This window comes from Peribacillus suis, assembly GCF_059384845.1.
In genome coordinates, this window is sequence record NZ_CM182019.1 from 463,481 (window position 1) to 485,388 (window position 21,908).

At 42.6% G+C, this 21,908-nt stretch carries 19 protein-coding genes and 1 riboswitch; of the genes, 12 read left to right on the forward strand and 7 right to left on the reverse strand.

Features of this window, described 5'->3' with window-relative positions; genetic code table 11:
• The first annotated feature begins 133 nt into the window (after positions 1-133).
• The 4 genes from AC503W_RS02285 to AC503W_RS02300 are packed head-to-tail and all read left to right on the forward strand — an operon-like array spanning position 134 to position 3,946.
• Positions 134-856, forward strand: coding sequence for a ThuA domain-containing protein (locus tag AC503W_RS02285; RefSeq protein WP_427591638.1), 723 nt, complete (start codon positions 134-136; stop codon positions 854-856).
• 18 nt (positions 857-874) lie between these two features.
• Entirely contained in the window at positions 875-1,897 is a 1,023-nt protein-coding gene (locus AC503W_RS02290; RefSeq protein WP_427591637.1) for a Gfo/Idh/MocA family protein, read from the forward strand.
• Positions 1,898-1,915: 18 nt separating this feature from the next.
• A complete protein-coding gene (locus AC503W_RS02295) occupies positions 1,916-2,956 on the forward strand; it encodes a Gfo/Idh/MocA family protein (RefSeq protein WP_402872084.1) in 1,041 nt (346 codons plus the stop codon).
• 21 nt (positions 2,957-2,977) lie between these two features.
• Complete coding sequence (locus AC503W_RS02300; protein ID WP_402989263.1) at positions 2,978-3,946, forward strand: sugar phosphate isomerase/epimerase family protein; 969 nt, start codon at positions 2,978-2,980, stop codon at positions 3,944-3,946.
• Positions 3,947-4,146: 200 nt separating this feature from the next.
• Here AC503W_RS02300 and rluF read toward each other — a convergent pair whose 3' ends face one another.
• The 5 genes from rluF to brnQ form a co-directional block, all read right to left on the reverse strand.
• Positions 4,147-4,854, reverse strand: a complete 708-nt coding sequence (gene rluF, locus AC503W_RS02305) for a 23S rRNA pseudouridine(2604) synthase RluF (RefSeq protein ID WP_494915835.1) — start codon at positions 4,852-4,854, stop codon at positions 4,147-4,149.
• Between the two features lie 87 nt (positions 4,855-4,941).
• Positions 4,942-5,835 carry a DMT family transporter gene (locus AC503W_RS02310; RefSeq protein ID WP_494915837.1) on the reverse strand — a complete coding sequence of 298 codons (894 nt, stop codon included), beginning with the start codon at positions 5,833-5,835 and terminating at the stop codon, positions 4,942-4,944.
• 125 nt (positions 5,836-5,960) lie between these two features.
• Complete coding sequence (locus AC503W_RS02315; protein ID WP_494915839.1) at positions 5,961-7,787, reverse strand: IS1182 family transposase; 1,827 nt, start codon at positions 7,785-7,787, stop codon at positions 5,961-5,963.
• A 143-nt stretch (positions 7,788-7,930) separates the two neighbouring features.
• Complete coding sequence (locus AC503W_RS02320) at positions 7,931-8,863, reverse strand: aldo/keto reductase (protein WP_407408497.1); 933 nt, start codon at positions 8,861-8,863, stop codon at positions 7,931-7,933.
• Positions 8,864-8,977: 114 nt separating this feature from the next.
• The gene (gene brnQ / locus AC503W_RS02325) at positions 8,978-10,303 is read right to left on the reverse strand and encodes a branched-chain amino acid transport system II carrier protein (RefSeq protein WP_427689185.1); all 1,326 of its coding nucleotides are present in this window, start codon (positions 10,301-10,303) and stop codon (positions 8,978-8,980) included.
• Between the two features lie 389 nt (positions 10,304-10,692).
• Here brnQ and AC503W_RS02330 point away from each other — a divergent pair, with 389 nt between their 5' ends.
• The 5 genes from AC503W_RS02330 to AC503W_RS02350 all read left to right on the forward strand — a co-directional run bounded on the left by AC503W_RS02330 (position 10,693) and on the right by AC503W_RS02350 (position 18,022).
• Entirely contained in the window at positions 10,693-10,869 is a 177-nt protein-coding gene (locus AC503W_RS02330; RefSeq protein ID WP_494915841.1) for a hypothetical protein, read from the forward strand.
• Positions 10,870-11,270: 401 nt separating this feature from the next.
• Positions 11,271-14,012 (forward strand): GTP-binding protein, encoded by a 2,742-nt coding sequence (locus tag AC503W_RS02335; protein ID WP_427689183.1) that lies wholly within the window; start codon positions 11,271-11,273, stop codon positions 14,010-14,012.
• 89 nt (positions 14,013-14,101) lie between these two features.
• A riboswitch (SAM riboswitch) is annotated at positions 14,102-14,208 on the forward strand.
• A gap of 113 nt (positions 14,209-14,321) precedes the next feature.
• On the forward strand, positions 14,322-15,437 hold the full coding sequence (locus AC503W_RS02340) for a sugar ABC transporter substrate-binding protein (RefSeq protein WP_402872056.1): 1,116 nt from the start codon (positions 14,322-14,324) through the stop codon (positions 15,435-15,437).
• A 67-nt stretch (positions 15,438-15,504) separates the two neighbouring features.
• Positions 15,505-17,007 carry a sugar ABC transporter ATP-binding protein gene (locus AC503W_RS02345; protein WP_427689181.1) on the forward strand — a complete coding sequence of 501 codons (1,503 nt, stop codon included), beginning with the start codon at positions 15,505-15,507 and terminating at the stop codon, positions 17,005-17,007.
• 1 nt (position 17,008) lies between these two features.
• Positions 17,009-18,022: an ABC transporter permease gene (locus AC503W_RS02350; protein ID WP_402872050.1), complete on the forward strand. Its 1,014-nt coding sequence runs from the start codon at positions 17,009-17,011 to the stop codon at positions 18,020-18,022.
• A gap of 60 nt (positions 18,023-18,082) precedes the next feature.
• Here AC503W_RS02350 and AC503W_RS02355 read toward each other — a convergent pair whose 3' ends face one another.
• Positions 18,083-18,463, reverse strand: a complete 381-nt coding sequence (locus tag AC503W_RS02355) for a hypothetical protein (protein ID WP_427689179.1) — start codon at positions 18,461-18,463, stop codon at positions 18,083-18,085.
• A gap of 66 nt (positions 18,464-18,529) precedes the next feature.
• Positions 18,530-18,886 carry a hydrolase gene (locus AC503W_RS02360; protein ID WP_402872044.1) on the reverse strand — a complete coding sequence of 119 codons (357 nt, stop codon included), beginning with the start codon at positions 18,884-18,886 and terminating at the stop codon, positions 18,530-18,532.
• Positions 18,887-19,076: 190 nt separating this feature from the next.
• Here AC503W_RS02360 and AC503W_RS02365 point away from each other — a divergent pair, with 190 nt between their 5' ends.
• From AC503W_RS02365 to AC503W_RS02375, 3 genes are all read left to right on the forward strand, one after another.
• Positions 19,077-19,856 carry a COG3014 family protein gene (locus tag AC503W_RS02365; RefSeq protein WP_427689177.1) on the forward strand — a complete coding sequence of 260 codons (780 nt, stop codon included), beginning with the start codon at positions 19,077-19,079 and terminating at the stop codon, positions 19,854-19,856.
• Positions 19,857-20,096: 240 nt separating this feature from the next.
• Positions 20,097-21,308 carry a S1C family serine protease gene (locus tag AC503W_RS02370; protein WP_407408468.1) on the forward strand — a complete coding sequence of 404 codons (1,212 nt, stop codon included), beginning with the start codon at positions 20,097-20,099 and terminating at the stop codon, positions 21,306-21,308.
• Positions 21,309-21,527: 219 nt separating this feature from the next.
• Positions 21,528-21,845, forward strand: coding sequence for a hypothetical protein (locus AC503W_RS02375; protein ID WP_494915847.1), 318 nt, complete (start codon positions 21,528-21,530; stop codon positions 21,843-21,845).
• Positions 21,846-21,908: the final 63 nt, after the last annotated feature.

Here is a 21,908-nt window from a genome sequence, read left to right on the forward strand (position 1 = left end):
ACCAATGTATTTAATCTTATTATTCAAAATTATTTTTTTATTGTTTCTAACGCAAACGTTTGCGTAACAAAATAAGAGGTATTAGTTAAACATGCAGGGGAAGTCGCCGAAAAAACATATGGAGGAGATTCTGATGAAGGTTTTGGTATGGAACGAGTATCGCCATGAACAAACGAAGCCAGAGGTAGCAGAGATTTATCCAAATGGGATCCATGGCGCGATTGCCGAGTTCTTACAAGAAGATCAGATTGAGGTTAACACGGCTACGCTTGACGAAAAAGAGCATGGTCTGACGGAAGAGGTACTGAAGGAAACGGATGTACTCCTCTGGTGGGGGCATATTGCACATGATGAAGTGCAGGATGAAATCGTCCAACGTGTTCATAAGCGGGTGCTCGAAGGGATGGGCCTTATCGTCCTCCATTCAGGACACTTTTCGAAAATCTTCAAACAATTAATGGGAACGACCTGCGATCTGAAATGGCGCGTAGCGGATGAAAGGGAACGGCTCTGGGTCGTGGATCCCGCTCACCCCATTGTTGAAGGAATCGGTGAATATATTGAGCTTGAGAAGGAAGAAATGTACGGGGAGCATTTCGATATACCCGCACCAGATCAATTGCTCTTAATGAGCTGGTTTGAAGGCGGCGAAGTTTTCCGAAGCGGATGCACGTACCAGCGTGGAAAAGGAAGGATATTCTATTTCCGGCCTGGCCATGAAACGTATCCGACCTACTATAACCCAGAGATACAGCAGGTGATAAAGAATGCGGTCAAGTGGGTCAAGCCACGTTCTCACAACAATGTGGTTTATGGAAAAGCGGTACCATTGGAGAATATCTCATCCAAGAGATGAAGTGAAGGAGAGAGCAGAATGGTCAAAGTACAAGTGGGAGTCATTGGTTGTGGGAGCATTGCGAAAAATAGGCATTTTCCGGAATATGAAGCGCATCAGGAAACCGATATTGTAGCCGTTTGTGATATTGCGCAAGACAGGGCGAATGCAGCGGCACAAAGGTATGACGCAAAAGCATATACTGATTATATAGAACTCTTAAAGAATAAGGATATTGACGTGGTTAGTGTATGTACACCGAATTACCTGCATGCCCCCATCACGATCGCTGCTCTTGAAGCTGGAAAGCATGTTCTTTGTGAAAAGCCCATGGCGACCTCTTTAGAAGATGCGGAAAAAATGAATGAAGCAGCTATAAAAAGCGGCAAGATATTAATGATTGGTCATAATCAGCGGTTTGTCCCTTCACATCAAAAAGCCAAAAAGCTAATTGAGAGTGGGGAATTAGGAAAGATTTACAGCTTCAGGACAGCTTTTGGACATTCAGGGCCTGAAACTTGGAGTGTCGATGGGGAGAACAGCTGGTTTTTTAAAAAAGATCAAGCGGTCATCGGGGCGATGGGGGACTTAGGTGTTCATAAAGCCGATTTACTGCGATATGTGTTAGGCGAGGAATTTGTGGAAGTCGGAGCTTTTGTGGAAACGAGTGCAAAGCAACAGGCGGATGTTGATGATAGCGCTGCCTGCATCCTGCGAACGGGAAGCGGTATTATTGGTACCCTGACGGCAAGCTGGTCGTACGCAAAAGAAGACAACGCAACGGTCATTTATGCGGAAAAAGCCGTATTGCGTCTAGAAGACGACCCTAAATATTCACTGATTATCCATCATAAGAATGGGAAGACCGAAACCTTCGAATTAGGGGGCATCCAGACAAATGACTCTGGCGGACAGCATGATACTGGAGTAATCAGCCACTTTATAAAAAGTGTGGTAAACAATGAAGAGCCTCTTGTCACAGGAATTGAAGGATTACAATCACTAAAAGTCATTCTCGGCGCAATGGAATCAAATGCATCCAGACAAATCGTCCGCTTATAAAGGGGTTTAATAGTCATCATGTACAAATTGAAAATGGGTATTATCGGTGCTGGGGGGATTGCCCAAAAAAGGCATATCCCAGCCTTCCAAACATTACAGGATAAAGTGGTTTTATATGCAATTCAGGATATTGATGAATTGAAGGCGAGAGATGTCGCCAGGCAACATCATATTGAAAAAGTTTTTACCAATTATGAAGATATGTTTGCCGAAGTGGATGCGGTCACGATAGCCACACCGAACAAGTTTCATGCCGAGATTTCCATCGCGGCATTGCAGGCTGGTGTACATGTTTTATGTGAAAAGCCGATGGCCATCACGACTGAGGAATGTAAGGCAATAACCGATGCGGCAAACTTATCTGGAAAAGTGCTCTCCATTGCGTATCATTACAGGTTCATGAAGGAAGCCCAGGCTGCCAAAAAAATGATTCGAGCAGGTGAAATTGGAGAGCCATACGTGGCACGAGTTCAGGCCATTCGACGAAGGAAAGTCCCCGGTTGGGGCGTATTTACGAGCAAGGAATTGCAAGGCGGAGGCAGTGTGATCGATTATGGCTGTCACTTGCTTGACTTGGCTTTATGGCTGATGGATGACCCAGAACCAATCGAAATTGTAGGTTCGACATATAATTATGTCAGTAAGGGTGTCGATCAAGTTAATCTATGGGGCAATTTCGATGCTTCCGTTTTTGAAGTGGATGATCATGCAACGGCTTATATCAAATTTGCAAATGGAGCTTCTTTGTTATTTGAAACGTCATGGGCCGCGAATATCCGTGAAGAAGCGACAGTCTTGAGTTTATCCGGAACACAGGGCGGTCTAGATGTGTTCCCGCTCATATTGAATCAGGCGAAACACGGGATGCTTTTGAATAGTGAAGCGGTTTGGATGCCAGGTGAGGACACACCGGATCTTCAACAGGCGGCGAACTTTATCGATAGTTGCCTTGGTTTTGCCGAACCACTGGTAAAACCGGCGGAAGCCATGAAAGTATCGAAAATCATTGAAGCTATTTACCAAAGTTCCGCAAGCGGAAAAGTCATGAGCATCAATTAATGCAAAGGTGAGGTGAGGCGAGTGAAACTAGGCGTTTTTACAGTACTATTCGGACAAAAAACATTTGAGGAAATGCTTGATTATGTGGCAGCCTCTGGATTGAAAACAGTGGAAATCGGTACAGGCGGGTACCCAGGTAATGCCCATTGTCCACTGGATGAGCTATTGGAGAGTGAAGAAAAGCGGCAGGACTACATGGAAGCCATCCAATCAAGGGGGCTAGCCATCAGTGCGTTCAGCTGTCACGGCAACCCTATTTCCCCAGATGAAAGCTGGGCTAGGGAAAGTGATGAAAATCTAGTAAAGTCCATTAAGTTAGCTGCCTTGATGAATGTACCTGTCGTCAATACCTTTTCCGGTACCGCAGGTGATCACGAAGGTGCTAAATATCCGAATTGGCCGGTTGCTCCATGGCCGAACGAATATGCGGACGTCTTGAAATGGCAATGGGAAGAAAAACTGATTCCTTATTGGAAAAAAATCGCTGCGCTTGCTGATGAACATCATATTAAAATTGGACTCGAACTGCATGGAGGTTTTCTCGTCCACACACCATACACCTTGTTGAAGCTACGGGAAGCCACATCGAACGCAATCGGTGCCAACCTTGACCCAAGCCATCTCTGGTGGCAGGGAATCGAACCTGTCGGCGCCATTAAAATTCTTGGAAAAGCTGGAGCCATTTATCATTTCCATGCTAAAGACACCTATCTGGACCAAGATAATATCAATATGTACGGTCTCACCGACATGCAACCGTACGGCAACATCCAGACACGTGCCTGGAACTTCCGCTCAGTTGGTTGCGGCCATAGCCTTCAAGAATGGTCCGACATGATGAGTGCCCTTCGTACTTATGGGTATGATTACGTCGTCAGCATCGAACACGAAGATCCGCTCATGTCGATCGAAGAAGGTTTCCAACGAGCCGTGACGAACTTGAAAACCGTCCTGATCAACGAAAGTCCAACCGATCTATGGTGGGTATAACCGATAATGAGCAGCCTAATGGTTGCTTTTTATTTTGGAGTCGAATTGGACTTTGACCGAAAAAAAGCTGGATTAGACCGATATATCTTCAACTAGACCGATAAAATGTTGAAATTGACTGATATATTACGCAGTTTGACCGATAAAAGGAATGCAGCTGCTAAAAAAGATGCTCCCAAATCTGGGGGCATCCTCTTCACTCATCTTTTTCTTGGTGTGTAATTCAATTCTGCAAATAGTTCGTTTAATTCTTCTTTTGTCAGGTCGCGCCATTGACCGAGGGGTAACCTGTCCAAGTGGATGTTCATGATGCGAACGCGCTGCAGTTCACGGACTTCATAACCTAGTGCTGTACACATGCGGCGGATTTGCCGGTTCAACCCTTGCATTAAGGTAATGTTGAATGTATGGCGTGAAAGCGGCTTGACTTCACATGGAAGTGTTTTCGTATCCAAAATTTCTACGCCTGATGACATCTCTTGTAGGAAGGAATCCGTAAGTGGCTTATCAACAGTGACAATGTACTCTTTCTCATGCTTGTTCTCTGCCCGGAGGATTTCATTTACGATATCTCCGTCATTTGTAAGCAGAATCAAACCGCTTGAGTCTTTATCAAGACGACCAATATGGAAAATGCGTAGCGGATGATTAACAAAATTAACAATGTTTCCTTTGATATGTTTTTCAGTCGTGCTGGTGATGCCTGTGGGTTTATTCAGTGCAATATATACATACTGCTGCTCCACTTTTATCGGTTTGCCATCGACACAAACATCATCGCCCGGTTCAGCTTGGCTGCCAAGTTCTGCCACAGCTCCGTTTATGGTCACTCGACCTTCAGCAATCCATTTATCGGCGCCTCGTCTCGAAGTAATCCCTGATTCACTAATATATTTATTGATTCTCAACTAAAGCACACCTTTACATTCAGATTTTCTTCTATAAAGATAACGTAAATCATGCTAGATAAACAAGGGGAAAGCTAAAATGTCTACTTAAGCAGAAGCCACAGCTTTTTTATCCTTCTTTTTTTTAGTGGCTAAGTAGACACCGGAGAAGACAAGAAGGCCGCCAAGAATTTGGACTACTGTGATGCTTTGACCCAACATCAAGCTTAGAATCGCAGTGAAGACGACAATGAGATTAAGGTAAACGCCAGCTTGGCTTGCATCAATATGACGCAGTGAAATGTTCCAGAAAATGAAGGAACCAACGGATGGAAAGATTCCAATATATAAAATGCCTACCATCGCTTGAGTACTTACATCAAGGTTCAGCCCCGAACTAAAGGCGAACGGAGCAGCCAGAATCAGTCCAAGTAAAACGGATACGGCGGTGGCTGATATGGCCGGGATATTTTTTATCTTTTTGGCGATGAGTGAATAGAAGGTCCAGACAAGTATCGCCAGAATCATCAACAGATCTCCTTTATTGAAGGTAAGATGGAAAATGGTCTGAAGATGTCCATTCGTTAAGACCAATAATACTCCGAATAAGGATAGAATAAGGCCAATCACATGTAGGAATGAAATGTTCTCTTTTAATAGTAAGACGGAAAACAGGACGATGACCGCAGGGGTAATCGAATTAACGAGAGCGGCATTCATGGAAGTCGTATAGGTCAAAGCCCAATACAGGAAAAAATTATAGCCGATGATGCCGAGCATGCCCATCAGTAATAGTACTTTCCATGCTTTCCATACACTTTTCCAATCGGGTTTTTCAATCCAATGAGCAAGAGGAAATAATAGGATAACAGCAATTAGCCAGCGTGAAAACGTGAGTTGAATCGGCGAAAGTTCAGCAACGACGTATTTGCCGAAAATATAATTACCGGCCCAGAATAAGTTAGCCAAGATAAGAAATAAAAGAATATAAGATTTTTTCATGGGGTAGCCTCTTTCTTTAGTGATTGAATATTCAATAAATATACCAATATAGAAAAAGGGAAGCAATATAAATAGTGAAGATTACGTTGAGGGATTATTCTTGTCCAGGAAGGGATGCTATTCATTCATCGCGGGAAGCTTTGAATTATGAAATAAAGAAAAAAGAGGCTGTCTAATAAGTCCCTAAAATAAAACAGGTGGAGAAAAACGAGTTGTTTTTCTCCACCTGTTTTTCTATTTCTATAATAATTTACTGAAAGTAGCTGACGTAACCCAGCTATCTTCAGTAAATTATGTGCCATGGCTACGATGCCAAACTCCGTTTGTACTTTCGCTAAGCCCCGAAGCGAAAAGCGACGGAACGACCTATTGCCCTTGATATGACCAAAAACACTCTCTACCTCGATTTTTCGTCGAGCGTAAAGTTGTGCATTCGATTCAGACCAAAGGTTCACTTTTGCTTTCGCTTTTAATTCTTCATAAACTGGATTAACATGCACTTGGCGATTTCCTGTCGCCTTTGTACATTGAGATTTTAATGGGCAATCCGTACAATCCTCACATTCATAAATTTTAAAGTCACGTGTGAATCCATTTTTATCCGTACGGGTCGAGTAACGCTTAAATAAAACCTTACGGTTATTTGGACAGGTGTATTCATCCTTTTGTTCATCATATGCCCAGTTACTCGCATGACGAATATCTTTTTTATAGCTCCGTTTTTGTTCCGTTAAAAAAGTATTGTAAGGAATCAAAGCTTCAAATTCTTCTTCCAAAGAGTAGAGATAGTTTTCTTCACTGCCATAGCCGGCATCTGCGATGACGTTTTTCGGGAATGGTAGCGATGTATTCTTCAGTGCCTCTATATGCGGCTTGAAACAACGCGTATCAGTTGGGCGTTGATGTATCGTATAAAAAAGAATGAATTGATTTTCCGTTGCCATTTGAATATTATAACCAGGTTTTAGTTGTCCGTTATTCATATGATCATCTTTCATTCGCATAAATGTCGCATCCGTATCGGTTTTAGAATAACTATTTCGATCGCCAAATAGAGCATTTTGTTGTTTATATTTTACTAATCGTGGACCTAAGTCTTCGCGCACTAATTTCAATAGTTTCTTAACCGGACTGAGTTCCCGTCGTTTTTCTTTTCGTACCTGGACATCTTCTTCAAGTTGGATACCATTCGTTTCCTTTTCAACTTTTTCCACTAATGCTTTTTCTATTTGAGTTAGTTTTTCCTCTGCCGTTAATGAGGAGGTTTCATCTTGAGTAGACAGTTCAAGACCCTCTTCATTTGCAATGGTCTGAATCTGTTGGTACGTTTCTTCGATTTTTTCTTGCAGCTTCGCCTCAAATTTGGTCGTCGCCTTTTTCCACACAAATGAATACTTGTTTGCGCTTGCTTCAATCTTTGTTCCGTCTAGAAAATAGTTCTCCATTGTGACGTGCTTTTCTTCTATTAGTTGATGGATCATTTCTTCAAATAGCTTCGGAAGGAGCTTATCCATTTGTTGTGTGCGAAATCGATTAATCGTTCGATAATCCGGTTTTTGCAAGGCAGCCAGCCACATTGTTGGGATATTTTCTTTAACCAGTTTGGCGATTTCACGACAGGAATAGACTTTTTGAGAATAGGCATACAAAATGACTTTCGTCATCATTTTAGGATGGTAAGAGCTACGTCCGCCACCATTATAGTGCTCAAAAAAGACATTATCTTCTACTGATTCAATCATTTGATCAATCACACGCGCCACGTGGTGAACCGGAATGAGATCCTGAATGTCAAAAATAACAGTGGTTTGTTGGTTATCATAGGGAATAAAAGTAGGTGTAGAATTTCGTTTTTGAGGAACGGTAGTTTCCGTAGTTTCCTCTTGAATGGTGAGTGGTAGTATAGTTTGTTCCATGTTATAATTTTCTGTAGTGATCTTTGGATTGCTCATAAAAAATCGTCCTTTCGTAAATGGTGTGTGGTAACTTCATTTTACTAAAAAGGGCGATTTTTTTGTGCATAAATTTCATAAAAAAAGGGTTGCCCTAAAAGTCATTTTCCTGACTTTTGGGACAGCCCCTTCTCTCTTATCTTTTAAGCGAAAATCGCGCTGATTTCAGCAATATCATCGATGGTTAATTCAACGTCCAATGCTTTTAAATTACGCGAGACTTGCTCAGGCTTTTTGGACCCGGGTATCAAGACATCTATGGAATGACGTGTTAAATACCAGGCAAGGGCGACGTCCGCAACCTCTGCGTTTTTTCGGTTGGCGATTTCACGAAGCTCCTCGACTTTTTGCAAGTTGCTTGCATAGGCTTGTCCTTGGAAAAGGGGATCTTTAGCCCGCAGGTCGTCAAACTTGGATTCTTCATTATATTTGCCACCAAGCAGGCCGGATGCAAGTGGAAAATAAGGGACAAAGGAAATTTGATTTTCAGCTGTATATGGAAGCAAGTCTTGCTCGGCTCCCCGCTTAAACAGGTTATATTCGGATTGTAAGACGTCGACATAGCCGTCTTTATTGGCTTCTTTTAATTGCTCGAACGAAAAATTCGAGACGCCAATCGCCTTGATTTTTCCGGCATCTTTCAATTCTTTTAAAGCCCCGACAGCCTCATCCTTTGGTGTAGCTTCATCAGGGAAATGAATGTAAAATAAATCAATATAATCAGTCTGGAGCCGCTTTAAACTGGATTCTACAGACTCTCTAAGGAAAGCGGGAGAGTTGTCAATGACCATTTTACCATCCACGAATTTATGGGCACCTTTCGTAGCGAGTACCACTTCCTCGCGTTTGCCGGTATCCTTCAACACTTCGCCAATCAGTTCCTCCGAGCGTCCGGGCCCGTAAATGTAGGCTGTATCCCAAAAGTTGATGCCTTCTTCAAGAGCCGTCCGCAGGACATCTCTTCCGGTATCTTCATTCAGGTTAGGGAATAGGTTATGTCCACCAATTGCATTCGTACCAAGACCAATCTGATTCACATACAAATTCGTTTTACCAATACGTGTTTGCTTTGACATTTATTGATCATCTCCTCTATCCTTATCATAACAAAAATAGGGTGGAAATTTCCAAAAAATAAGCAATAGAAGGCGAGGAAAATGCAGATGAATCAACGGACTCATCTGCTCCACTTATTTGGTTACCATGTCTTCGGTGGGTGATGCTTTCCCTGCTTGGCTTAGTATAATGCCAATGACCGTGCCAACCAAGGCTGGTAGGACCCATTCCATTCCATGTTCAGAAAACGGAAGGGCTTCGGTGAATGTTTCCACGAGTCCTAATGGTACATCAAAAGCGCTCAGTCCATCGATCAGGGCAAAGATACCGGTGAAAATCATAGCGCTCCGGTATACTTTTTTTGGATTTTTAAAGTGACGGCTGAAGAACGTCAAAGCGACCAGGACAATTGTTAAAGGGTAGGCCATCACTAGGAAAGGTACGGATACTTTTAAGATTTGATTCAATCCTAGATTGGATAGAGTGAACCCGATTAGCGTAATGAGCAGGACGACCGTTTTGTAGCTGGCCTTAGGAATGAGATTGGAAAAATAATGTCCACAGGCTGTTGTTAATCCTACTACGGATGCGATACAGGCCAATAGGAAGATGATCCCCAAAAGGGTTTTCCCGCCTGTCCCAAGTAATAGGGTAGAAGCGGCGGTCAGGATATCGGTTCCATTTTCATAAGAACCGTTCGCAGCCATGCGTGCTCCCATGAAACCTAAGGATGTATACACAAGAGATAGGAAGATTGCTGTGACCATTCCAGCCTTTATGGTGTACTTAGTCAGCTGCTTACGGTCCGATACCCCTCTCTTTTGGATGGAGGTCAGGATGACAATCCCGAAGGCTAGGGCGGCTAAAGCATCCATCGTGTTATAACCTTCAATGAACCCTTTTGAAAAAGCACCTGTTACGTACGCCTCTGTTGGTGCCTGGAAGGGTGCATCCAGTTTTATAAAGCCAACGATACAAAGGATGACAATAGACCCTAATAGAGTGGGCGTGCTCCAACGGCTCATGATGGTCTCCATTTTTTCAGGATTCATCGATATGGCATAAACAATCAAGAAGAATGCAATCGTGAATAGGAATAAAAAGAGCGATTGGCCTATCGTGTCGCCAAGATAGGGTTTCAATCCCATTTCATAGGCGACGTTAGCATTTCTGGGTATGGCAAGGAAAGGTCCGATGCTTAAATAGATGACGATCATGAAAATCTTGCTGAAAGTTGGGTGCACACGCGACCCAATCGTTTCTGCCCCGCCTTTGACGAGGGAAACGGCGACCAGAACTAGAATCGGGAGTCCGACGCCTGTGACGATAAATCCTGCGATGGCCGGCCAGAAGGAAGTCCCTGATGAGGCTCCCAAAAATGGAGGAAAAATCAGGTTGCCCGCCCCGAAGAACATGGAGAAAAGCATAAGCCCGATAAATAATACGTCTGTTTTTTTCATGATGATGTCTCCTTTTTACGATCTAGTGAAAAACTCGCCGGATGGACTACGGGATCATGTGAAAGTATTACTAAGAAAATAAAAAAACGCCCCTACTTAGAGGGACGAGTTGTGTGCTCGCTTTACCACCCATATCCGCGTTTTTTTAAAAGCCACGGCAATCAGTCAACGTACGGTCCATACGGAGCTATTATAATCTAAAAATAATTTAGCAAATTCAGTATACTAAGTCAATAGGATGAATTCTTCTTTAGGACAGGATATTAGTCCTAGAGAATCTGCTATGGTTTAAAACGGTTTATGATCAATCGAAAGAATCGTAAAAACTCCCTATTATCTTTCTACCTTCATCTATATTATAATAGAAGTAGAACACTAAAGGAGACAATATGATGTCTGAAAATAAAAAGTTGAGCCTGGCGGATGCTGTCAAGCAGAAATTGGCGCAAAAGCAAGCTGAAACAAGTAAAGATAAACTAGAAACCGGTGTTGTGAAAAAAACAAAACCGCTTAAAAGCCAATTAACTAAAAAGCCCAATAATCAACGTAAGCGCACAGGGGTATAATCCCAATTTGTCAAAGGACAATTACTGTTCAATGCTTATCAGAGAGCAGTATCCTTCATGATCAAAGGTGCTGCTTTTTTTATATTATTTTATTTTTTACCATTTTAAGGTAGTGTGTGAACGGGGATTCTGGTAATTTAATGGTATAGGAAATATCCCTCGCATTGCTTCATATCCTGGTGAAATCCATAAAAGCATATTTTAAGGGAGAGAGTCGATTTGTTAAAAACATTACAAGCCTGGCGGTTTCTGTTTTAAACTTGTAAGAGTTATGACATGTTGTTACCATATTGTTTTGTTAAAATAATAAGTTGGAGCTTTGACAGATCATTTTCTTATCTAAAGGAACCTATTGATTTGATCCTTTACTTGAAAATATGAAATATATCGGGGGAATTACGATGGAAGAACAGCTGATTGGCAAAAAGTTCTATGAAACGATGATTGATGACATAAATAAGCATCCGATTCAAGCCTTGGGAGAAATGTTTCTCGTGGAACAAAAAAAGGAAAGATCGGATTTAACCACAATCAGGTTTGCCCAGGGGGAAGTGTACTTCCTGCATCATGACTTTGAGGCGGCCATATTTAAATGGGAGAATATAGAGGGCAATCTTGCTGAATGGGCTAAGAAGAATATTGCTGATGCCTACTTTGAGCTAGAGATGTATTCGACGGCAGAAGATATTTATAAAGCCATTAATACGAGCGAACCTGTATTAAAGACGGAAGTCCTTCTGCAACTGTTTTCACTATACATAGTAGAAACAAGAAATGATCTGGCATCCAAAGTGGTGAAGGAAGCAGTCGATTTCCAACCGGATTATCCAAATGTCACGGAAATTGCGCGTTCCTTCTTTGATGCGCAAAAGGATTGGAATAGCGCGATAGTTTTAGCGGCCAACGAAAGTATCCGTACGGAGTCAATGGCTTGGTTCGATGTTTTGAAAACATACATCCAGCAGGGCGTTGCACAATCGACGGCTCCGGATTATTTCGCGAACGTGCTTAGATCCTTATATAATCTTGACCAAGATCGTTTTGAGAAAATGACGGTAGCCCTTTGGAAGAACTATAAATATACGGATTCTTACTTTGAATGGCTTAAGGTCATCAATAAATTGATCGATGAAATCGAATTGAACAACGGGGATGTTTGGTATGAGCTTTCCGTCTATTATCGCGATGCCTATGCAGGATTACTAGAAGGTACGCATTTAGTCAAAGAGTTAAGTCCTGTCGTACCAAGACTGTTGGAAAATTGGTTAAAAATCGCTGAAGGGGAGATTTCGTTATTTGCAGCGGCATCTGTCCTTTCCTGGAATGAGATTTTCCCAGATACAGTGAGCGCACTTGTTGTTCAAGATGCAGAAAGTCTGTTAGCGAAATCCCCTAGATTGGGAGGCGGTCTCGAAGCAGGCGAAAAACTGATTCACTCCATCATTCAATGGGCAGAGAGCAATGATCTATCAGTCGGCAATAAGCTGAAATGGATGGTTGAGGGAATTAAGGATATGAGCAATTTCAATCTGCTTCTTGTTGGAAGTGCAGGAAATGGCAAGACATCCTTCATTCAATCGATAGCGGGTGAAAGCATTGCAGCGGAAGACCATTCATCTCTTGTGAGCGTTAAAGATGGCGATGACCTGGAAATCTATGAAATTACCGATACAGATCGTAAAATGGTCGAAGAGTTAACGGAGTTGGATGAAACGCGTCGTCAACGCGGAACGATTGTCGATGTGACACTCATCAGTGATTATTTGAGAAATAATCGCCTGCGTCTACTGGATACTCCAGGATTTAATGGAGAGAAAAGCGTAGACCCTGACTTCCAAAATTACTTACTGGAGAGCGATGGAGTGATGTTCGTTCTGGATGCACGGGCACCTTTCACGGGCAGTGAACGTGATTTGCTATTGGAAATGCAACAAATGGCCCCTAAACTTCCTATTCATTTCTTGCTGAATAAAATGGATACCATCTATAGTGATCAAGTGGCAGTCAGGATGGAAGATGAAACATGGGATAAGGTGAATGCTTATTTCCCGAACGCGAAGGTATTTGCTTTCTCCAAGCTTTATGACAGCAAACAGCAACTGCAGGATCTAGCTGTCTTCCTTCACGCAAACTATCAAGATAGCAATTGGAAGGAAATGAGGGCGGAGAAGCTCCTTGCCTTCACGCGTAAAACTTTATCCTATCTATTAGAAAAACGGGCAGCGAATGAACGGAAATGCGAGCATTCGATTTCTTGGAATGAACAGATGGAAGTGAAGTTGAATGGCGCTACGAATCAGTTGACTGATTTGGAAAAAGAAAAAACCGAAAACATTACAAGATCTTATCGCTTATTAAAAGAAGAAGTGAAAAAACAGCTTTCCACACGAATTCCTGAATTACTGCGTGATTGCTCTAAAACATTATCTGAGAATAGTGACTTTAGCCAAGTGCATATACAGTTGAATCAGGAAATGAACGATCGGATCCAGGCATTTATATCCGATAAAATCATGCCGCAGTATTTCCGCTCGCTTCAAGACTGGATTGCTACATCTGAGTTAGAATTCACGCAAAGCCAACAGTTCATGGATGAGATGAGCGCAGGCTTCAATGAGCTATACAAAGAAGAACGTATTGTACTGGCCGGGGACTTCCGGGTCTTGGATGACTGGCGCCGTGATGCGGACCGGATGACAAGCAGCATCCGGATAGAAAATGTAAACATATTACTAAGAAGGACCCCATCTCAGTTGATTCTTAAGGGAGCCGGGAAGCTATTTGGTGCGATTCCGCAAAATAAAGCGAATATGTACAATCGATATAAGAAGTTCTTGGAAAATGAAGACTTCCAGGATGTTGCCGATATGATCAGTGACAGATTCCTTACTCAGTTTGGATTGTTCGAAAAATCCTTGGAACGTGACATATCCCTGTTCTACCGCAGTCCATTTGCCATCCTTGAAAAAAATATCGAACAGACGAAAGCCGAAATCAAAGAACAGCAGGCTACATTGGAACATATGAGACAAAATCCTGAAGTCTACCGTGATCCGATTACCCTGTTCGAAGTGAAACTGCGCCAATTCGAACGCCTTGAAAAAATCGAGAAAAGACGCCTGGCGAAACTGCAAGGAAAATAAAACATTTAAAATATTCTAAAAACTATTGACTTAATGACTATATCCCTATAAAGTGGTACTTACCATAACGAAACGTAACACATTATATTCTCTTATCAAGAGTGGCGGAGGGACTGGCCCTACGATGCCCAGCAACCGTTCCAATTAGGAATTGGTGCTAAATCCTGCAAAACAGAAATGTTTTGACAGATAAGAGAGGGATAAGTCTGCAAACCAGCTGATTAAACCTCTCTATTTTAGAGAGGTTTTTATTTTGTGTTTATGCCGAGCTAACAGATAAGAATAATGTAAAAAATAGGGGGAATTAAAATGGGAAAATCAATTTTAAAAGGAGCTTTCGTTTCCGTCATCGCTTCGGCGTTGCTTTTGACGGGGTGTTCTTCGGGACAAAGTACAGGGGAAGCGAAAAAAGAGGAAAAGGTATCTTTTGAAAATGTTCCAGAACGATTTGCGAAAGGCGAGGGAGCTAAAATTAAAGTCATTCGTAAAATTGGCGGAGATGATCACACGGCCCAATACTTAGCAGGGGCGCAAGAAGAAGGAGAAGCACTTGGCTTCCAAGTAGATACTTTTACGGCCAATGGCGATACGGCTAAATTCCATGACGCCATCGCTCAGGCTCTGGAGGAAGACTATGATGGCTATATCATTTCCCATGGTGATGATGCAGCGACAGTGAATGACGTACAAAAGTTGGTTGATGCAGGGAAAAGCGTAGTCACATTCGATTCCATCGGCGATTTAACGAAAATTGATGGGGTAACAGTAACCTCACAAGATGACGAAGCATTGGCAACTCTTGCTTTTGACAAATTGATTGAAGAGCAAAAAGGCGAAGCGAACATTGCATACCTTTGGGTAGATGGTTTCCCTCCTATGGTGAGAAGAAATGCCGTGTATCAAGAAAAGCTGAAAGAAAATCCTGGCATTCATGAAATTGAAAGATTCGGAGTGGCATCTTCAGATACTTCTGTCCAGACGCAAAACGCGGTATCGGCGATGTTGAACAAGTATCCAAAAGGTAAAATAGACGCAATTTTCGCAACCTGGGATGCATTCGCTATCGGAGCAGCTCGTGCGATAAAAGAAGCGGGGCGCGATGAAGTGAAAATCTATGGTATTGACGTGTCCAATGCCGACCTTCAGGAGATTCAAACAAAAGGAAGCTCATGGTCGTATACCGCAGCGGTTGATCCGAAGTTGATTGGTGCAGTGAATATGAGACTGCTAGCGAAAAAACTAGCGGGGGAAGAAACGCCGCAAACCTATGATTTAGAAGCATCATTGATATCTCAAAAACAGCTTCAATCATCGAAGGACGCTGTCAATATGACCAATCTATCCGGCATTGTTCAAGGCTGGGGAGTATCAACGGAATTTGAAGAAGACTGGATGAAAGTATTGAAAGAACATTATAAGAAGTAACGATCAGAATCAGTAGACACTCTCTTTCAAGTTGAAGAGAGTGTCTGTTTAATGGGAGGGATTGGACATGGGCATTCAACTAGAAATGAAACAAATATCGATTGAGTTTCCAGGTGTAAAAGCGCTTAGTGAAGTTGATTTTTCAGTACAGTCGGGAACAGCACATGCATTGGTCGGCGCAAATGGAGCAGGGAAATCGACGCTAATGAAAGTCTTATCAGGAGCTCATGTCCATTATACCGGCGACATTTTTCTAAATGGCCAGGTACAGGATATCCGGTCGCCAAAGTCGGCACAGGAAGCTGGCATTCAAATTGTGTATCAGGAAGTGGATACGGCCCTCATTCCTTATTTAACGGTTGCGGAGAACGTGATGCTGAATGAATCCGTACAGAACATGGGGAGAAAACAAATCATCAAGTGGAAGGAATTACATAGAAAAGCGACGGAAATCTTGGAAGATATGAACATCCATGTGTCTTCGAAAAAACTGGTAAGGGACCTTACGTTGGCCGAAAAGCAGATGGTCTTGATAGCTAGGGCCGTTTCAACCGCATGTAAATTCTTGATTCTCGATGAGCCGACTGCTCCGTTAAGCCATACGGAAACAACGGAACTATTCCGGATTGTGAATGAGCTGAAGCAACGTGGTGTAGGCATTATTTTCATTTCTCATCGTCTACCCGAGATATTTGAAGTGTGTGAGGACATTACAATCATGAGAAATGGGAAGAGTGTGAGGCGCAGTAGAATTACGGATATCACACAAAACGAAGTGATTGAGCAGATGCTTGGAAAGTCAATGGAAGAACAGTTTCCCGTCGTGAATGCCGAGATTGGTGCGGTGATGTTTGAAGTGAACCGACTGTCGGATGCCGATAAAGTCAAAGATGTCAGTCTTCATGTGAGGGCCGGTGAGATAGTCGGTTTAGCGGGCCTTGTCGGGGCAGGGAAAACGGAGCTTTGTAAAACGCTTTTCGGTCATACGGCCATTATAACGGGGGAAGTTGTGCTGAATGGAAGGAAGCTTATTCTGAAAACGCCCCATCATGCTGTGAAGAGCGGCTTGGCACTAGTCCCCGAAGAACGGAGGAAAGAAGGCGTTCTCGTACAGGAGTCTGTTACTACGAACCTGACTGCTGCAAGTGTCGGGAAATTCAGTAAGGCATTCAGCTTCGTCGATCGCCAGGCAGAAAAGATAAAGGCGAAAGACCTGATAGCCACTCTTGGGATCAAAACGCCTTCAGAGGAAGCGAAGGTCGAAAACCTATCAGGGGGCAATCAGCAAAAGATCGCCATCGGAAAGTGGTTATTGGCTGATGCGGATGTATACATATTCGATGAGCCGACAAAAGGCGTCGACGTCGGGGCCAAGAAGGATATTTTTGAACTGATCGCAAAGTTAGCCCAAAAGGGGAAAGCGATTATTTATGCATCATCCGAATTGGCCGAAATCATAGGAATCACAAACAGGACCTATGTTTTATATGACGGAAGGATGGTCAAGGAGCTAGAGACAAGCAAGACAAATGAAGAAGAACTACTATTCTACTCAACAGGGGGCAAATAGGATGAGTACACCAATTCCGGTTCTTACAGAGAAACCAACAACGCCAGCCAGGAAAAAAGTTGATCTGTTCGAATTCTTTTATAAATATGGAACGATTCTGACGATCATCATCTTGATTGCCGTTTTTGCTATTGCGAATCCATCGTTCATTCAAACGAATAATCTTATTAACATTTTACGTTCCATCTCCATCGTGACGATCATCGCCATCGGGATCACGATTTCCTTGACGGTTGACGGCTTCGATTTGTCAGTTGGCTCCGTTGCCTCATTAGCCAATGCCATCGTCATCTCGATGTTTGTCTGGTTTTCCCAGGATACGTTGATTGCGATAATAGCGGCCATTGGTGCTTCGCTTGTGGTGGGCGCATTGAATTCATTCATGATTGTAAAGTTAAGGATCCCGGACATGCTGATGACATTGGCGACCATGTTCATCATTCAAGGGCTTGCCCTTACTTATACAAAAGGGGCCACGGTTTCACAAAACATGGTGATGCCTGATGGAACATTCGCTACAGGTTTAATCAGCCCATTTTTCGCCAAAATCGGACAAGTGCCTTGGATTATCCTGATCATGGGCGTCATTGTCGTTGCGACTCATATCTTTTTGACCTACACGAAGCATGGCCGTTATATGTACATCATTGGGGGAAATAAGGAGGCGGCTAGACTTTCGGGAATCTCGGTCAATAAATATAAAGTAGTGGCCTATCTTCTGTCGGCGCTGTTCGCTGCTATCGGCGGGATCGTCCTTGCTTCCCGCGTCATGACATCGGAAATCAATTCAGGTTCTCCCTATTTAATGGATGCGGTGGCGGCGGCCTTCATTGGTTCTTCTGTTCTAGGAGCAGGTAAACCGAATGCTTTCGGAACGTTCATCGGGGCCGTTTTGATTGGAATTCTGCAAAATGGGCTAATCATGATGTCGGTCCCATATTATGCAATGGACATCGTGAAAGGCGCAGTTCTCGCCCTTGCCTTGGCTGTGACCTATTATAAACAAAAACACTGAAACATTAAGGACCAGCAGTCGCCATGATTGCTGGTCTTTTGTTTCAGTGTGGCGAATTTTTCATTTGGGCTTGGATAACTTCATTTCATACTGCATATAAATCGTACCGGCCTGTTCTTGTGTAATCTCGAATTTGTTACTCGCCTTTTCCGTGATGGCGTCTTGAATATTCTGTCCTCCAGTGTTGTATAGTGACTTCATGTAAAGATAAATTTCTTTTTCTTTATCTGAACCGATTGCATCGTTTTCCCCGGGTGCCTGTGAATATCCTTCCGCCACTTGGCTGACCCCTTGCTCGAGGCCGCTTTCTTCAGAGGACTCTTCCGTTGTTGGGCTTGCTTCACTTTCCTCCACGGTTTTTTTACTGGATGGATTTTGCATGCATCCATACAGTAGACAAAGAGAGCAAGCCAATAGGACAAACTTCATCGCTCTTATCATCCCTACCTCCTTATATGAAAAAAGAAACAGAATCTTCATATATAAGATCCTGTTCTAATGGGGTGCTTATTTAAACTTCTGGATTTCACTGTCTCCCTCGAATTTGTTATCCTCCAATATGCCAATCTCCTCAATGTGATTCCGGGCGGCCTCGTCACCTAATCTGTATATGATCCGGTATAGTTTTTTCATGGCCGCATCATATTTATCATTGGCCCGGTCATGATGGTAGAGAAGATAAGGTACGTGAGAACGGGCAAAAGCTTCAAGATCATCTTTCAGATGATCGTCCAAACATTGCTTTAACTCGGCTAATTCGTCATCATTCGCTTGTATGGTGAAGCTTGGGTTTTCATCTAGTTTCTGTGCCAGAATATCCCCACTCACTAAATCCACATGATACGTCTGCTTTTCTTGACTCATTTATACCACCCCTTCAAGTGTTTAATTATGATGTACCACTATTTGTAAAAAAGTAACCCTAAAAATGAATATCCTATAAAAAAGTCGCTTTCATACATAGATGTCAGATATTTCTTATGAAATAGGGTAAGATAGATTTAGAGATTGATAGGACAACTTAGGACATTGAACAAGGATGGGGAGTGCTACTATGAAGAAATTATCCGTATGTATTTTATTGATGGTATTTATCGTTTCAGGTTGTGCAACGAGGATGTATGACTCAAACATGGAATTGGGGAAAAGCCAACTAAAGGAAGAGAATTATTTAGAAGCACATGAAGCATTTGAGTTGGCTTATGAAGATGATCCCACTGCGGAAGCGAAAGAGCTGATGGAGCTATCAGGCCTACTTTACGATGGAATGAAAAAATACGAAGAACAGGATGTAGAAGGAGCACAGGTCTTTTTCGAAGAGGCAGCCGCATATAAGGCAAAGTTTGAAGAAGGCAAGTTGATGGTTCAAAAGGCTACGGAAATGTTGGTGAAAACGGAAGAAGCCGACGTAGAACCAGTTGAAGAGGAGACGGATTTAGAGGAAACGACGGATGAACAATCGGGGGAGGAATCAGAAGCTATCCCCGAGTCGGAAGTTGAAGATAAACCGGCAGTAGAAACAGAAACGCCGAAGGAAGCACAAGAAGAGGAAAAAGCCGCTAAGGAAGAACCAGCCGAAGAAGGACCGGTTGAAGAGGAGAAGGACCAGGACCAAGCCTTTACAAAAGCGAAAGCGGAGCAGCTGGTGAAGGATTATGTGGATGCCGAAAACAATCCACATCTACAAATCCAATATGATCACGATGATGAAAAGGGAGACTATATTTTTCAAGTCTTTGAAGTCGTCAATGATAGTAACGAAGGTGGACATACTGCCACGTATGGCTGGTATGGCGTGAATAAGCAGAAAAAAGAAGTGTATGAAGTGATGTAAGGAGGGGCGCCTTTAATAGAGGCGTCTTTTTTTTGGTTGTAAGCAGTTTATCGGTCAAAACCGTATTTATATCGGTCAATTTGGATGTTTTATCGGTCAAAACCAGACCTTTATCGGTCCAAGCCGCAAATATATCGGTCCATCTAAGAAATTTATATTTTTTCAAGGTTTCTTAAGAATTTTTTAATAATTCCTGTTTATGATGGAGGCAGGTGAAAGTCATAAATAGGAGGGAAGAAGATGGAGAACTATAATGATGAAGGACAAGTCAGGGTGAAAGATAAACCGAAAAAAGTAAAGTCACATGTGTTTACTGGCCTTGTTTCAGGAGTGGTCGCTTCTTTAGTAACCTCTTCTGTATTTGTATTCGGGGGTGAGTTTGGGGATACCGAGAAAGAAGCTGTGAATGAAACCTCTCAAACCGCAGCCGTAGAGCAAACGGTCACTCCACAAAAATTGTCGACGAGTACAGATTCCAATCAGAGGGCTGATATGGTTGAAACAGCTTCAAAATCGATTGTAGGTGTCGTCAACTTTCAAGAAACACAAAGTCGTTATCCCCTCCAGCAACAAAGTACGGAAAATGAAACGGTGGAAAGTGGCACGGGATCAGGGGTCATTTATAAAAAAGACAATGGCAAAGCCTATATCATCACGAATAACCATGTAATCGAAGGAGCTAAGGAAGTGGAAATATCGTTATATGACGGGAAAAAGGCAACAGCAGAGGTGGTCGGTGCTGATGCCTTAACGGACTTAGCGGTGTTGACGATTGATGATTCAATTGCTCCGGAAGCCGTCAGTATTGGTGATTCTGATAGCATTCGACCAGGTGAGGAGGTATTGGCCATCGGGAATCCGCTCGGACTTGATTTTTCGCGCTCAGTAACACAAGGAATCATTAGTGCAACGGGAAGGGCGATTTCGGTTGATACTTCGGACGGCGAATGGGAGCTGGATGTGTTACAAACGGATGCGGCCATCAACCCTGGAAATAGCGGGGGTGCCTTAATCAATACGGCTGGTGAAGTGATTGGCATCAATAGCTTGAAAATATCGGAAAGTGGAGTGGAGGGCTTAGGCTTTGCGATTCCAAGTAACGAGGTCATTCCGATAGTAAAAGAGCTAATCGAAAAGGGAAAAATTACGCGACCCTATTTAGGTGTCAGTCTTACCAATACAGAGGAACTCCCGCAATATTATCTACAGAAAATGCCTGAGCCTGCAAAAGCCGGGGTAATGGTCAATAGTGTAGAACCAGGTTCGGCGGCTGCGGATGCAGGTCTCCAGCAACAGGATATCATCGTGGCGATTGATGGCGCCAAGATTGGCACGGCTGCTGAATTGAGAAAACAACTGTACAAAGATAAGAAAATAGGTGACAAGGTAACATTCAAGATCTATCGAGGGGCAAAAGAAAAGACGTTGACGATAACCTTGAAAGGTTCTTAATAGGAAAAGACTTCGGATTGAAAACTGTCCGAAGTCTTTTCTTTTAGAGTAGAATTTTTAGTATAGCTAATAATATAACCATGAGGGAACATATCTATATTCCCTTCCAATAAAGAGAAATGATTTGTCAAGGAAAACAACGTGTTTATAATGTAAAATAGTAGAAATGTTGACAAAAATGTGAAAATTGTTAAAATAGAAAGAAAAGGAGCTGACAGGATGGAAGCTAATCAGAAGATCATGGATGCATTGAAATGGGTATCAGGCACAGGATGTACAATCGGAATTATATTGTTTTTAATCAGTTTTTCTGTAAGCGGTTACAACGGAGGGTATGTGCTATCAACAATAGGGATAACCATAGCGTTAAGTGCAGCGAGTATTTTCTTGGTTGGTATATTATTTGTCTTGGCAGAAGAAATGACGGCGAACACCAAGAAAGGGGAAAGAATTATACCGGAAACAACGAAGCTTATAAAATTCAATTCCAAAACAAAAAGAAGGGGCTGTCCCAAAAGTCAGGAAAATGACTTTTAGGGCAACCCTTTTTTTATGAAATTTATGCACAAAAAAATCGCCCTTTTTAGTAAAATGAAGTTA